At 72.8% G+C, this 12,774-nt stretch carries 12 protein-coding genes and 1 tRNA gene; 11 read left to right on the top strand and 2 right to left on the bottom strand.

The genetic code is table 11. The features are described 5' to 3' along the window. Nucleotides 1-23: 23 nt before the first annotated feature. The gene (locus ABD299_RS03825; protein WP_344259041.1) at nt 24-260 is read right to left on the bottom strand and encodes a transcriptional regulator; all 237 of its coding nucleotides are present in this window, start codon (nt 258-260) and stop codon (nt 24-26) included. Between the two features lie 245 nt (nt 261-505). On the opposite strand from ABD299_RS03825, the gene ABD299_RS25105 reads away from it, so the two are divergent. Continuing rightward, entirely contained in the window at nt 506-646 is a 141-nt protein-coding gene (locus ABD299_RS25105) for a hypothetical protein (protein ID WP_425581244.1), read from the top strand. 202 nt (nt 647-848) lie between these two features. On the opposite strand, the gene ABD299_RS03815 is transcribed toward ABD299_RS25105, so the two are convergent. Further along, nucleotides 849-920, bottom strand: a tRNA-Arg gene (locus ABD299_RS03815). A gap of 202 nt (nt 921-1,122) precedes the next feature. On the opposite strand from ABD299_RS03815, the gene ABD299_RS03810 reads away from it, so the two are divergent. From ABD299_RS03810 to prfA, 10 genes are all read left to right on the top strand, one after another. After that, nucleotides 1,123-1,560, top strand: a complete 438-nt coding sequence (locus ABD299_RS03810) for a response regulator (RefSeq protein ID WP_344258828.1) — start codon at nt 1,123-1,125, stop codon at nt 1,558-1,560. After that, on the top strand, nt 1,557-2,339 hold the full coding sequence (locus tag ABD299_RS03805) for a DALR anticodon-binding domain-containing protein (RefSeq protein WP_344258826.1): 783 nt from the start codon (nt 1,557-1,559) through the stop codon (nt 2,337-2,339). Before ABD299_RS03810 ends, ABD299_RS03805 begins: the two co-directional genes overlap by 4 nt. A 19-nt stretch (nt 2,340-2,358) precedes the next feature. Further along, a complete protein-coding gene (gene lysA / locus ABD299_RS03800) occupies nt 2,359-3,750 on the top strand; it encodes a diaminopimelate decarboxylase (protein ID WP_344258825.1) in 1,392 nt (463 codons plus the stop codon). Between the two features lie 94 nt (nt 3,751-3,844). After that, nucleotides 3,845-5,140 (top strand): homoserine dehydrogenase, encoded by a 1,296-nt coding sequence (locus ABD299_RS03795; RefSeq protein ID WP_344258824.1) that lies wholly within the window; start codon nt 3,845-3,847, stop codon nt 5,138-5,140. 24 nt (nt 5,141-5,164) lie between these two features. After that, the gene (gene thrC / locus ABD299_RS03790; RefSeq protein WP_344259015.1) at nt 5,165-6,265 is read left to right on the top strand and encodes a threonine synthase; all 1,101 of its coding nucleotides are present in this window, start codon (nt 5,165-5,167) and stop codon (nt 6,263-6,265) included. A gap of 200 nt (nt 6,266-6,465) precedes the next feature. Then, nucleotides 6,466-7,392, top strand: a complete 927-nt coding sequence (gene thrB / locus ABD299_RS03785; protein ID WP_344258823.1) for a homoserine kinase — start codon at nt 6,466-6,468, stop codon at nt 7,390-7,392. A gap of 391 nt (nt 7,393-7,783) precedes the next feature. Beyond that, nucleotides 7,784-9,721, top strand: a complete 1,938-nt coding sequence (rho, locus tag ABD299_RS03780) for a transcription termination factor Rho (protein WP_344258822.1) — start codon at nt 7,784-7,786, stop codon at nt 9,719-9,721. A 271-nt stretch (nt 9,722-9,992) separates the two neighbouring features. Continuing rightward, nucleotides 9,993-11,114 carry an LCP family protein gene (locus ABD299_RS03775; RefSeq protein ID WP_344258821.1) on the top strand — a complete coding sequence of 374 codons (1,122 nt, stop codon included), beginning with the start codon at nt 9,993-9,995 and terminating at the stop codon, nt 11,112-11,114. A gap of 209 nt (nt 11,115-11,323) precedes the next feature. Further along, the gene (gene rpmE, locus ABD299_RS03770; RefSeq protein ID WP_344258820.1) at nt 11,324-11,548 is read left to right on the top strand and encodes a 50S ribosomal protein L31; all 225 of its coding nucleotides are present in this window, start codon (nt 11,324-11,326) and stop codon (nt 11,546-11,548) included. A gap of 139 nt (nt 11,549-11,687) precedes the next feature. Beyond that, complete coding sequence (gene prfA, locus ABD299_RS03765; RefSeq protein ID WP_344258819.1) at nt 11,688-12,758, top strand: peptide chain release factor 1; 1,071 nt, start codon at nt 11,688-11,690, stop codon at nt 12,756-12,758. Nucleotides 12,759-12,774 lie beyond the last annotated feature (16 nt).

The raw sequence follows: 12,774 nt of genomic DNA, 5'->3' as shown, positions 1-12,774 counted from the left end.
TGCAGGGGATTTATGGCCTCAGACTACGCGGCTGCCCGGTGTCGCAGCTCTGGAAAGCGCTCTTCCCACAGCCTCCAGACCTGCGGTGGCAACCACGGTGTCGGCCACAGCCGTACCAGCAGGTCGGCGTTGAGAAACGAACACAGGGCATCGAGGCTCATGGCTTCACGAATAACAGTTTCGTGCAGGCGTCGGCGGTCCTTGTCGACGGCGAGATCGTAGCGACGCTGCTGGGACCAGTCCAAGTCGATGGGCAGCACGACAGCCCCGTCTGTCGGCCCGACCAGCTCATCGAGTGAATCCGGAACCATGTACGGCAGGTGACCACGAAGGTGATCACCTGCAGGTCGTCGGCGCGGGCAAGGGCGACCATCGGCTGATCTTGCGGTCCCAGAAGCTCGGTCACTCGCTGTCGAGGGCGGGGAGGGTGGACGAGAGAGTCACGCGGTGTCCGCCTCATCGGTGTCCGTGCCCGGCGGGTTGCCTGAAGGCGGCCAGGAGGCGCATGCACGCCCTCGTCGGTTACGGGGCCGTGTTCCGCCTCGGCCGCCGTGATGAGTTCGTAGGGAACATCCCGCTCGATCTGGCGGGCGACGTCACAGGCGACGCAGGCGGGCTGTCCGTGCTGGGTGGCGTTCGATGGTGAGGAAGACGGCCGAGGAGTGGATGAAGGCCCGCAGTAGGGCAAGGCTCCGGATCTGCCTCGGTCGCGGGCCAGCCCTCTGGCGGTGCTCGGGCTGGAGTGCCGATCTCAAGGGCGAGCACGGTATTCGGCGGGTGCGCGGCACGTACCGAAAGGCCCCGCGGCCGACCTGTGAGTCGGTGGCGGGGTCCGGTGGCAGCAAGTGTGCCCCCGGCAGGACTCGAACCTGCGCACACGGCTCCGGAGGCCGATGCTCTATCCGCTGAGCTACGGGGGCGGGCTGCCGCTCGTCTGCGGCAACGACATGAACCTTACCAGTTCGACAGGGGTGGGTCGCACACCGTTTTGGGGGCCGGTGGATGTCGGGCGGGCGGGGGTTGCGCGTGCCGGGACGCGCGCGGGGGAGAGGGGCCTACGCGCGGGTAGAAAACTTCGGCAAAGCCCGGACGCGGGGTGCGGGGCGTGCCTACGCTGGTCGGGTGCCAGGCGTTCTGGGCCGGGTTCTCGTCGTTGACGACAGCCAGGCCATCAGGCAGCTGATCAGGGTCAATCTCGAACTTGACGGGTTCGAGGTCGTGACCGCGGCCGATGGCGCCGAGTGCCTGGAGCGGGTGCACTGCTTCCGCCCCGACGTGATCACGCTGGACGTGTCGATGCCCCGGCTGGACGGCCCGGGGGTGGTCGAGCGGCTTCGCCGGGATCCGGGCACTTGGCACATCCCGGTGGTGCTGGTCAGCGCCAGCTCCTCGCGGCTGCGGGTGGCCGCGGTGGACGCGGTGCTGGTCAAGCCGTTCGAGCCGGCCGAGCTGGTGCGGGAGGTGCGCCGGCTCTCGGAGAAGGGGCGGCTGCCGCAGGTCGTCCAGCTGGTGAAACCGGTGGCGGCACACCGGCGGTCCTCTCGTACGCTGACTCCGTGACCCCCGCGCAGCTCTCCGACGCCGTGCTGGACACCGTGCGATCCGTCGTCGGCAGCGGCGAGCTCAGCGCCCCGGTGCCCGAGCGCGCCGGTCTGCGGCGCCCGCCGCACGGCACGGCGCACTGGGCCACCGGCATCGCGCTGGCGCTGGCGGGCCCCGCCGGGCGCCCCGCCCGGGAGATCGCCGGATTGCTGCGGCAACGCCTCGCGGGCACCCCCGGGGTGCGGGCCGTGGAGGTGGCCGGGCCGGGGTTCCTGAACATCACCCTCGGGGAGGCCGGGGCGGCCGAGGTGCTGCGGGAGGTCCTGAGCGAGCCGGCGCCCGCGCCGCTCCCGGAGGACCCGGCGCGCGACGCGGACCTTTGGGCCGCCGCGGCCGGGGGAGACCGTCCCGCACTGCTGGTGCAGCGGGAGGACAACCCGCTGTTCCGGGTCCGGCACGCCCACGCGCACGTCCGGCGGCTGGCGCGCGGCGCCGCCTCGCTGGGCATAGCCGCCGGTCCCGCCGGCGGCCGGTGGCACCCCGCCGAACTGCGGGTCGTGCCGCTGCTGGCCGAGCGGCAGCGGTTCGCCGCCGCCGGGGCCGGGAAGCTCGCCCGCCACCTCGTGGCGGTGGCGGACACCTGGTCCGAGGCGGCCACGGCCGTCCCCGTGCTGCCGGTGGGCGACGAGAAACCCGGGGCCGTCCACCGCTCCCGGCTGGCCCTCGCCCTGGCCGCCGGGAGGGTGCTCGCCGGCGGCCTGCACCAGCTGGGCATCAGCGCCCCCGAACATCTGTAGACGGAAGAGACTTCACCTCATGAGCCGTTCCGCTCACCCCGCCGGGCCCCGGCACGCCGACGTGCTTCCCGAGGGCCACTACAGCCCTCCGCCCGCCGACCTGAACGCCCTCGACCCGCGGGTGTGGGCCCGCACCGTCACCCGGCGGCCGGACGGCCTGCTGGAGGTCGGCGGCATCGACGTGGCGACCCTCGCCCGGGAGCACGGCACCCCGGCCTACTTCCTCGACGAGACCGACTTCCGGGCCCGCTGCCGGGCCTGGCGCGACGCCTTCGGCAGCGAGGCCGACGTCTTCTACGCCGGCAAGGCGTTCCTGTCCCGGGCCGTGGTCCGCTGGCTGCACGAGGAGGGCCTGAACCTCGACGTGTGTTCCGGCGGGGAGCTGGCCACCGCGCTGGCCGCCGGCATGCCGCCCGCCCGGATCGCCCTGCACGGCAACAACAAGTCGGACGCAGAGATCGGCCGCGCCGTGGAGAGCGGCGTGGGCCGCATCGTGCTCGACTCCTTCCAGGAGATCGACCGGGTGGCCGGCGCGGCCGAGCGCGCCGGGCGCCGGCAGCCGGTGCAGATCCGGGTGACGGTCGGCGTCGAGGCGCACACCCACGAGTTCATCGCCACCGCGCACGAGGACCAGAAGTTCGGCCTGGCGCTGGCCGGCGGGCAGGCGGCCGAGGCGGTGCGGCGGGTGCTGGCGCGCCCCTCCCTGGAGCTGATCGGCCTGCACTCGCACATCGGGTCGCAGATCTTCGACATGGCCGGCTTCGAGGTGTCCGCCCGCCGGGTGGTGGGGCTGCTGACGGAGATCCGCGACGAGCACGGCGTGGAGCTGCCGGAGATCGACCTCGGCGGCGGTCTGGGCATCGCCTACACCTCCGAGGACGACCCGTGCGAGCCGCACGAGATCGCCAAGTCGCTGGGCGACATCGTGGCCCGGGAGTGCGAGTCGGCGGGTCTCGCGGTGCCGCGGCTGTCCGTGGAGCCGGGCCGCGCGGTCGTCGGCCCGACGGCGTTCACGCTGTACGAGGTGGGGACGGTCAAGCCGCTGGAGCACCTGCGTACCTACGTGAGCGTGGACGGCGGGATGTCCGACAACATCCGCACGGCGCTGTACGACGCGGAGTACTCGGTGGCACTGGCCTCCCGGGCCTCGGACGCGGGCCCGATGCCGGCCCGGGTCGTCGGCAAGCACTGCGAGAGCGGGGACATCGTGGTGCGGGACGCCTACCTGCCGGCCGACACCGCCCCCGGGGACCTGCTGGCGGTGCCGGCCACCGGCGCGTACTGCCGGTCGATGGCCAGCAACTACAACCACGTGCCCCGCCCGCCGGTGGTCGCCGTCAAGGACGGCGAGGCCCGGGTCATCGTCCGCCGCGAGACCGAGGAGGATCTGCTGCGGCTGGACGTCGGCTGAAGCGGGAGCCGATCCCACATACTGAACTGAGTACGGATGTGTCCGGCCGGTGCGGGAAACTGGCGGACCGTGGTGAGCTGAGAGGCGAGAATCAATGGTGCGTACGCGTCCTCTGAAGGTGGCGCTGCTGGGCTGTGGTGTGGTCGGCACCCAGGTGGCCCGCCTCATGACGGTGCACGCCGAGGACCTCGCGGCCCGGATCGGGGCCCCGCTCGAACTCGCCGGGATCGCCGTGCGCCGGCCCGACAAGCTCCGCGAGGGCGGCTTCGACCCGGCCCTGATCACCACGGACGCCGCCGCGCTGGCCGCGCGTGAGGATGTGGACGTCGTGGTGGAGATGATCGGCGGCATCGAGCCGGCTCGCTCCCTGATCACCGCGGCGTTCGAGCACGGCGCGAGCGTGGTCACCGCGAACAAGGCGCTGCTGGCCGAGGACGGCCCCGCGCTGTACGCGCAGGCCGAGAAGTACGGCGCCGACCTGTACTACGAGGCGGCCGTCGCCGGGGCCATCCCGCTGCTGCGCCCGCTGCGCGAGTCGCTGGCCGGCGACAAGGTCAACCGGGTGCTCGGCATCGTCAACGGGACCACCAACTTCATCCTGGACCGCATGGAGTCCAGCGGCGCCGGCTACGGCGAGGCGCTGCAGGAGGCGACGGCCCTGGGGTACGCGGAGGCGGACCCGACGGCCGACGTCGAGGGCTTCGACGCGGCGGCGAAGGCGGCGATCCTGGCCGGCATCGCCTTCCACACCCGGGTGCGGCTGGACGACGTCCACCGCGAAGGACTGACGGAGGTGTCCGCGGCGGACATCGCCTCGGCGCGCCGGATGGGCTGCACCGTCAAGCTCCTGGCGATCTGCGAGCGGGCGGCCGACGGCCGGTCGGTCACCGCCCGGGTTCACCCGGCGATGATCCCGCTCACCCACCCGCTGGCCTCGGTCCGCGAGGCGTACAACGCCGTCTTCGTGGAGGCGGACGCGGCGGGCCAGCTGATGTTCTACGGCCCCGGGGCCGGTGGCGCGCCCACCGCCTCGGCGGTGCTGGGCGACCTGGTTGCCGCCTGCCGCAACAAGCTGGCCGGTGCCCGCGGGCCCGGCGAGTCCGCCTATACCCAGCTGCCCGTCAGCCCGATGGGCGAGGTCGTCACCCGCTACCACATCAGCCTGGACGTGGCCGACAAGCCGGGTGTGCTCGCGCAGTGCGCCATGGTGTTCGCGGACCACGGGGTGTCCATCGACACCGTGCGGCAGACCGGCAAGGACGGTGAGGCGTCCCTGGTCGTCGTCACCCACCGTGCGCAGGACGCCGCGCTCAGCGCGACCGTGGAGTCGCTGCGCACACTGGACACCGTACGCGGCGTCGCGAGCATCATGCGGGTCGAGGGCGAGTAGGAGCCGAGGAAAGCCGTGAGCATCATGGACGTACCCACCACCCCCGCCGGTACCACCCCGGCCGGAACCAGCCGCCAGTGGCGCGGCCTCATCGAGGAGTACCGGGACCGGCTGCCCGTGGGTCCCACGACCCCGGTGGTGACGCTCCGTGAGGGCGGCACGCCGCTGGTGCACGCGCAGGAGGTCTCCGCCCGCACCGGCTGCGAGGTCCACCTGAAGGTGGAGGGCGCCAACCCGACCGGCTCCTTCAAGGACCGGGGCATGACCATGGCCATCAGCAAGGCCAAGGAGGAGGGCGCGAAGGCGGTCATCTGCGCCTCCACGGGCAACACCTCCGCCTCCGCCGCGGCCTACGCGGTGCGGGCCGGGATGGTCTGCGCGGTGCTGGTGCCGCAGGGCAAGATCGCGCTGGGCAAGATGGGCCAGGCGCTGGTGCACGGGGCGCGCATCCTGCAGGTGGAGGGCAACTTCGACGACTGCCTGACGCTGGCCCGCGGGCTGTCGGAGAAGTACCCGGTCTCCCTGGTGAACTCGGTGAACCCGGCGCGGATCGAGGGGCAGAAGACGGCCGCCTTCGAGGTCGTGGACATGCTCGGCGACGCCCCGGACATCCACGTCCTGCCGGTGGGCAACGCCGGCAACATCACCGCCTACTGGCGCGGCTACCGGGAGTACGCGGCCGACGGCCCGGCCTCCCGCACGCCGCGGATGTGGGGCTACCAGGCCTCCGGTGCCGCCCCCATCGTGCGCGGCGAGCCGGTCAAGGACCCGACCACCATCGCCACCGCCATCCGGATCGGCAACCCGGCCTCCTGGGAGCAGGCGGAGCGCGCCCGGGACGAGTCGGGCGGCCTGATCGACGAGGTGACGGACCGCCAGATCCTGGCGGCCTACCGCCTGCTGGCGGCCCGTGAGGGCGTCTTCGTGGAGCCCGCCTCGGCCGCGTCGGTCGCCGGGCTGCTCAAGGCCGCGGAGGCCGGTGCGGTCGAGCCCGGGCAGCGGATCGTGTGCACGGTGACCGGAAATGGCCTGAAGGACCCGGACTGGGCGGTGGCCGGTGCCCCGCAGCCGGTCGTCGTGCCGGTGGACGCCGACGCGGCGGCCGAGCGGCTGGGGCTGGCCTGAGGGCGTGAGCCGGGAGGTGCTTCGTGCGCCTCCCGTACGCCCTGTACCGCATGTGAACCGTCCTTCGATAGGCTGGTATTCGTCCCCCCGGGGATCAGCAGCGCGCGGGCCCGCCGGGCCGGTCGCCTCTCGTCCCCTTCCGGCCGCACGTGTGCCCCTGGGGACGTGCCGCACATCTGAGCAAGGAGCGTCATCGAGCGATGGCCCACCCCGCCTTCCGCGCCGCCGCCATACGGGTCCGGGTGCCCGCGACCAGCGCCAATCTCGGTCCGGGTTTCGACGCCTTCGGCCTGGCCCTCGGGCTGTACGACGACGTGGTCGTCCGGGTGGCCGACGCGGGTCTGGAGATCGACATCGCGGGGGAGGGGGCGGACACGCTCCCGCGCGACGAACGGCATCTGCTGGTGCGGTCCATGCGGACGGCCTTCGAGGCGCTCGGCGGGCAGCCGCGCGGCCTGGAGATCGTGTGCGCCAACCGCATCCCGCACGGGCGCGGCCTCGGCTCCTCCTCGGCCGCCATCTGCGCGGGGCTGATAGCGGCCCGCGCGGTGACCACCGGCGGTGACAAGCGGCTGGACGACGCCGCGCTGCTGGAGCTGGCCACGGAGATCGAGGGCCACCCGGACAATGTCGCCGCCTGCCTGTTCGGGGGCTTCACCCTGGCGTGGTCGGAGGCCGGCGCGGTGCGGGCCATCCGGATGGAGCCCGCCGCGTCCGTGGTGCCGGTGGTCTTCGTGCCCGCGCAGCCGCTGCTGACGGAGACGGCGCGCGGGCTGCTGCCGGAGACCGTCCCGCACGTCGACGCGGCGGCGAACGCCGGCCGGGCCGCGCTGCTGGTCGAGGCGCTGACCAGGCGTCCGGAGCTGCTCCTGCCCGCCACCGAGGACCGCCTGCACCAGGAGTACCGGGCCCCGGCCATGGCCGGAAGCGTCGACCTGGTGCACCGGCTGCGGGCGGACGGGGTGCCGGCCGTCATCTCCGGTGCGGGGCCGACGGTGCTCGCGCTGGCCGAGGAGGGCCAGGCGGACAAGACCGCGCGGCTGGCGGGCGACGGCTGGGCGGCCAACCGGCTGGCCCTGGACGGGGCCGGGGCGAGTGTGCTTCCCCTGGCGGGAGCCGGGCAGTGACGCGAATACCGGACACGGAGAGGGGGAATACAGGCAGCATCCGGTAGTGTTAACCTCAAGTCTGTAACGTACCGTCCTCGGGGGTCGGCCCGCACAGCGCATTCGCGGGTTGTTTTTCGGCGGCACGGTACCGACGGTGTCCCGGTTACTGGGACCACCTCTTCTTCCGGGAGCCTCCACTCTGCCTCAGCAGCCTGCAAGGCAGCACGAGCATGCTCCGGATGGTGCGACGATCCTTGGCGGTCCTTCGCACCGGACAGTGAACCGATCTCTCCGCCGCGTTGACCGGCGGGACCACCGCACCGGCCGGCCCTCGCAGGGACCGCAGCCGGAGAGCACGACCGGTCGCCGAGCCAGACAGGCCGACGTCCGCTCCAGGGAAGGACCCTTCGTGAGCGACACCACCGATCTGATGGGCGCGAGTGCCGACAGCGCCGACAAGACTGCCGGTGATGCCACCGCGTCCGCCACGGGCGCCGCCACCGCAACGGCCGCGCCGCGGCGCCGGCGTTCCGGTACCGGCCTGGAGGGCATGGTTCTGGCCGAACTGCAGCAGGTCGCTTCCCAACTCGGGATCCGGGGCACCGCGCGGATGCGCAAGAGCCAGCTGATCGACGTCATCAAGGAGCGGCAGGCCTCCGGCGGCGCCCCCGCGGCGGCCCCGGCTGCCACGTCGCCGGCCGAGGAGGACAAGCCGCGCCGCCGCACGACGTCCCGCGCCCGCACCGGTGACACCGGCGCGGACAAGTCCGCGCCGCAGCAGCAGATCGACATCCCCGGCCAGCCCGAGAGCAAGCCCGCCAAGGACGGTGGCCGCAAGGAGTCCGGCCGGGACGAGGCGCAGAAGACCGAGGCCCCCAGGTCCGACGCCGGCAAGGCGGACGGCGGCAGGGGCGAGGGCGGCCGCAAGGACGACGGCGGCAAGGGCGACGGCGGCCAGGGCGACCGTCAGGCCAAGCGGGAGCGCCGCGGCAAGGGCGGTCAGAGCCAGGGCGGTGGCCAGGGTCAGGGCGGCCAGGGCGGCGGCCAGGGCCAGGGCGGTGGCCAGGGTCAGGGCGGCGGCCGGGGCGCCAGGGACGACGACTTCGAGGGCGGGCGCCGCGGGCGCCGCGGCCGCTACCGGGACCGCCGGGGCCGCCGCGGGGGCCGCGAGGAGTTCGGTCCCGAGCCGCAGGTCTCCGAGGACGATGTCCTGATTCCCGTGGCGGGCATCCTCGACATCCTCGACAACTACGCGTTCGTGCGCACCTCCGGCTACCTGCCGGGCCCCAACGACGTGTATGTCTCGCTCGCCCAGGTCCGTAAGAACGGCCTGCGCAAGGGCGACCACGTGACCGGCGCGGTCCGGCAGCCCAAGGACGGCGAGCGCCGCGAGAAGTTCAACGCCCTGGTCCGGCTGGACTCGGTCAACGGCATGGGCACCGACGCCGGGCGCGGGCGCCCGGAGTTCAACAAGCTGACCCCGCTGTACCCGCAGGAGCGGCTGCACCTGGAGGGCGAACCCGGCGCGCTGACGCCGCGGATCATCGACCTGGTCGCACCGATCGGCAAGGGCCAGCGCGGGCTGATCGTGTCGCCGCCCAAGGCGGGCAAGACGATGATCATGCAGGCCATCGCGAACTCCATCACCCGCAACAACCCCGAGTGCCACCTGATGGTCGTCCTCGTCGACGAGCGGCCCGAAGAGGTCACCGACATGCAGCGGTCGGTCAAGGGCGAGGTCATCTCCTCGACCTTCGACCGCCCCTCGGAGGACCACACCACGGTCGCCGAGCTCGCCATCGAGCGGGCCAAGCGGCTGGTGGAGCTGGGCCACGACGTGGTCGTCCTGCTGGACTCCATCACCCGTCTGGGCCGCGCCTACAACCTGGCGGCGCCGGCCTCCGGCCGCATCCTGTCCGGCGGTGTCGACTCGGCCGCGCTCTACCCGCCGAAGAAGTTCTTCGGCGCCGCGCGGAACATCGAGGACGGCGGCTCGCTGACCATCCTGGCCACCGCGCTGGTGGAGACCGGCTCCCGGATGGACGAGGTGATCTTCGAGGAGTTCAAGGGCACCGGCAACATGGAGCTCAAGCTCGACCGGAAGCTCGCCGACAAGCGGATCTTCCCGGCCGTGGACGTCGACGCCTCCGGCACCCGCAAGGAGGAGATCCTGATGGGCGGCGAGGAGCTGGCCGTCGTCTGGAAGCTCCGCCGGGTGCTGCACGCGCTCGACCAGCAGCAGGCCATCGAGCTGCTGCTGGACAAGATGCGGCAGACCAAGTCCAACGCCGAGTTCCTCATGCAGATCCAGAAGACGACGCCCGCCCCGGGCAACGGCGGGGACTGACCCGCCGCGGGGGCCGCGGCGCTCTCCGTACAGGGCCCGTCACCGGTGCGTGCCACCGGTGGCGGGCCCGGTGCGTGCCCGGGCGGGAACCGCGGGGCCGCACATGCGGCGGTTCCGCTGAACCTCCAGAATGGGGGGAGGAGTCGTTCGGCCGGTCAGATGCCGCGGGCACGGGTCCGCGGACCGACCCCGCGGGGTGTCCCCGCCGCGACCGTGTGACCCGCCGGCCGCGCGGAGAGGGCCCCGCCTGCTGTGGAGGACTGAGGAGCACATGGCGGACGACATCCCGCACGCGGACGCCGGGCGCGCCGGCGACGCGTCCGCGGGCCCCGGGAGACCCGGGCCCGCACCCCGGCAGAACCCCGGCCGCCGGAGGGTGCTGCGGATCGCGGCGCTGACGCTGGCCGCCGCGATCCTGCTGGGAGGTGCGGGCGCCGCGGCCGTCTACCTCAAACTGGACGGCAACATCTCCGGCATCGACATCGACGCCGTGCTGGGCACCGACCGCCCCGAGGACCGCCCCGACGGGTCGCTCGACATCCTGGTCCTCGGCTCCGACGCGCGCCCCGAAGGCGACGGCGAGGGCTCCGACGGCGAGGCCAGGGCCGACGCCGCCATGATCGTCCACATCAACGAGGGCCACGAGAGCGCGACGGTCGTCTCGCTGCCCCGGGACACCCTGATAGCCCGCCCGGAGTGCGTCCTGGAGGACGGCTCCACCGTGCCCGCCGAGCGCCGCGCCATGTTCAACGAGGCGTACGCCGTGGGCGGCCCGGCCTGCGCCGTCAAGACCGTCGAGTCGATGACGGGCATCCGGATGGACCATTACCTGGAGATCGACTTCAAGGGCTTCGAGAAGATCATCGACACCCTCGGCGGTGTCGAGGTCACCGTGACCGAGCCGCTGGAGGACGAGAAGAGCCGGCTGAGCCTGGAGCCGGGCACCCACCGGCTCGACGGCGGCCAGGCCCTCGCGCTGGTCCGCACCCGCAAGAGCGTCGGCGACGGCAGCGACCTGGGCCGCATCAACCTCCAGCACGACTTCCTCCGCGCCCTGGCCGCGGAGGTCCGGGAGGTCGGCCTGTTCACCAGCCCCAAGAAGCTGTACCACCTCGCCGACACCGCCACCTCCGCGATCACCACCGACTCGGCCATCGCGTCGGTGGGCGACCTGTCGTCGCTGGGCCGCACCCTGCAGGGCATAGGGCCCGAGGATCTCCAGACGGTCACCCTGCCGGTCGTCTACGACGAGGAGGACCCCAACCGGGTGGTCCCCATAGAGGACCAGGCCGAACAGGTGTGGGAGGCGCTCAGGCGGGATCTGCCGGTCCCGGACTCCGCCATGAAGGACTCCGCGGCCGGCGAGTCCGAGGGCAACGGCCTGGTGCGGTAGGGGAACGACGCCGGGCCGCGTCAGGTCTGCCGTCCCCCGGCGCGGCCCGGGCCGTGGCGGCCCGGGTGCCCGTCGGCGCGGGGAATAACCGGCGGCTCCCCGCCCGTTTTGGCTGATGCGGCCGGTGCTGGCACACTGGTCCGTCGGTCCCGGTTCACGCGAGGCATACGGCCGAGCGACCCGGAGCCCTCCCCGATCTAGGAGACACCGTGAAGCGCGACATTCACCCGGAGTACGTCGAGACCCAGGTCAGCTGCACCTGTGGCGCCTCGTTCACCACTCGCAGCACCGTCGGTGACGGCAGCATCCGCGCCGACGTCTGCTCCGAGTGCCACCCCTTCTACACCGGCAAGCAGAAGATTCTCGACACCGGTGGCCGGGTGGCCCGGTTCGAGGCGCGCTTCGGCAAGATGGCCGGGTCCGCCAAGAAGTAGCGACCCACGGCGCCGGGCCCGGACGCTCCTCTCGGGGAGCGTCCGGTCCGGCGCCTTTTTCGGCGCCGGACGCTCCGGCGGCCGCGCGCCGCACCTCGGCCACAGCGTCACACCCTCATCTCTCTCCGGGAGCCCCACCATGTTCGAGGCGGTCGAGGAACTCATCGGCGAACACGCCGACCTCGAGCGGCAGCTCGCCGATCCCGCGGTCCACGCCGACCAGGCCAGGGCCCGCAGGATGAACAAGCGCTACGCAGAGCTGACCCCGGTCATCGCCGCCTACCGGGCCTGGAAGCAGTGCGGTGAGGACATCGAGACCGCGCGCGGCCTGGTGGCCGAGGAGCCGGAGTTCGCCGCCGAGGCCAAGAACCTGGAGGCGGAGCGGGAGACGCTGACCGACCGGCTGCGGCTGCTGCTCGTCCCGCGCGACCCCAGTGACGACAAGGACGTCATCCTGGAGATCAAGGCCGGTGAGGGCGGCGACGAGTCCGCGCTGTTCGCCGGCGACCTGCTGCGCATGTACCTGCGGTACGCCGAACGCACCGGCTGGCGCACCGAGATCATCGACGGCAACGAGTCCGCCCTCGGCGGCTGGAAGGACGTCCGGGTGGCCGTCAAGTCGCGGGGCGTCCCCGAGCCCGGGCGGGGCGCGTGGGCGCGACTGAAGTACGAGGGCGGCGTGCACCGGGTCCAGCGGGTGCCCGCCACCGAGTCGCAGGGCCGCATCCACACCTCCGCGGCCGGCGTGCTGGTGCTGCCGGAGGCCGAGGACATCGACGTGGAGATCGGCCCCGGCGACCTGCGGATCGACGTCTACCGTTCCTCCGGGCCGGGCGGGCAGTCGGTGAACACCACCGACTCCGCGGTGCGGATCACGCACGTGCCGTCCGGCATCGTGGTCTCCTGCCAGAACGAGAAGAGCCAGCTGCAGAACAAGGAGCAGGCGATGCGCATCCTGCGCGCCCGGCTGCTGGCCGCGGCGCAGGAGGAGGCCGACAAGGAGGCGTCCGACGCGCGCCGCAGCCAGGTGCGCACGGTGGACCGCTCCGAGCGGGTGCGCACCTACAACTACCCCGAGAATCGCATCTCCGACCACCGGGTCGGGTTCAAGGCGTACAACCTCGACCAGGTGCTCGACGGCGAGCTGGACCCGGTCATCCAGGCCTGCGTCGATGCCGACTCCGCCGCCAGGCTCGCGGCGGCCCAGTAGAACGTAGGGTGAGCCC

The sequence above is a fragment of the Streptomyces sodiiphilus genome (assembly GCF_039529215.1).
Lineage (GTDB): Bacteria > Actinomycetota > Actinomycetes > Streptomycetales > Streptomycetaceae > Streptomyces > Streptomyces sodiiphilus.
The sequence above is the reverse complement of the archived record's forward strand: the minus strand, read 5'-3'. Positions and strand labels throughout refer to the sequence as shown.

Coding starts and splice junctions, on each gene's coding strand:
- ABD299_RS25105 (WP_425581244.1), top strand. CDS start 506: ATGCACGCCCTCGTCGGTTACGGGGCCGTGTTCCGCCTCGGCCGCCGT.
- lysA (WP_344258825.1), top strand. CDS start 2,359: ATGAGCCGTTCCGCTCACCCCGCCGGGCCCCGGCACGCCGACGTGCTT.
- ABD299_RS03795 (WP_344258824.1), top strand. CDS start 3,845: ATGGTGCGTACGCGTCCTCTGAAGGTGGCGCTGCTGGGCTGTGGTGTG.
- thrC (WP_344259015.1), top strand. CDS start 5,165: ATGGACGTACCCACCACCCCCGCCGGTACCACCCCGGCCGGAACCAGC.
- thrB (WP_344258823.1), top strand. CDS start 6,466: ATGGCCCACCCCGCCTTCCGCGCCGCCGCCATACGGGTCCGGGTGCCC.
- ABD299_RS03775 (WP_344258821.1), top strand. CDS start 9,993: ATGGCGGACGACATCCCGCACGCGGACGCCGGGCGCGCCGGCGACGCG.
- prfA (WP_344258819.1), top strand. CDS start 11,688: ATGTTCGAGGCGGTCGAGGAACTCATCGGCGAACACGCCGACCTCGAG.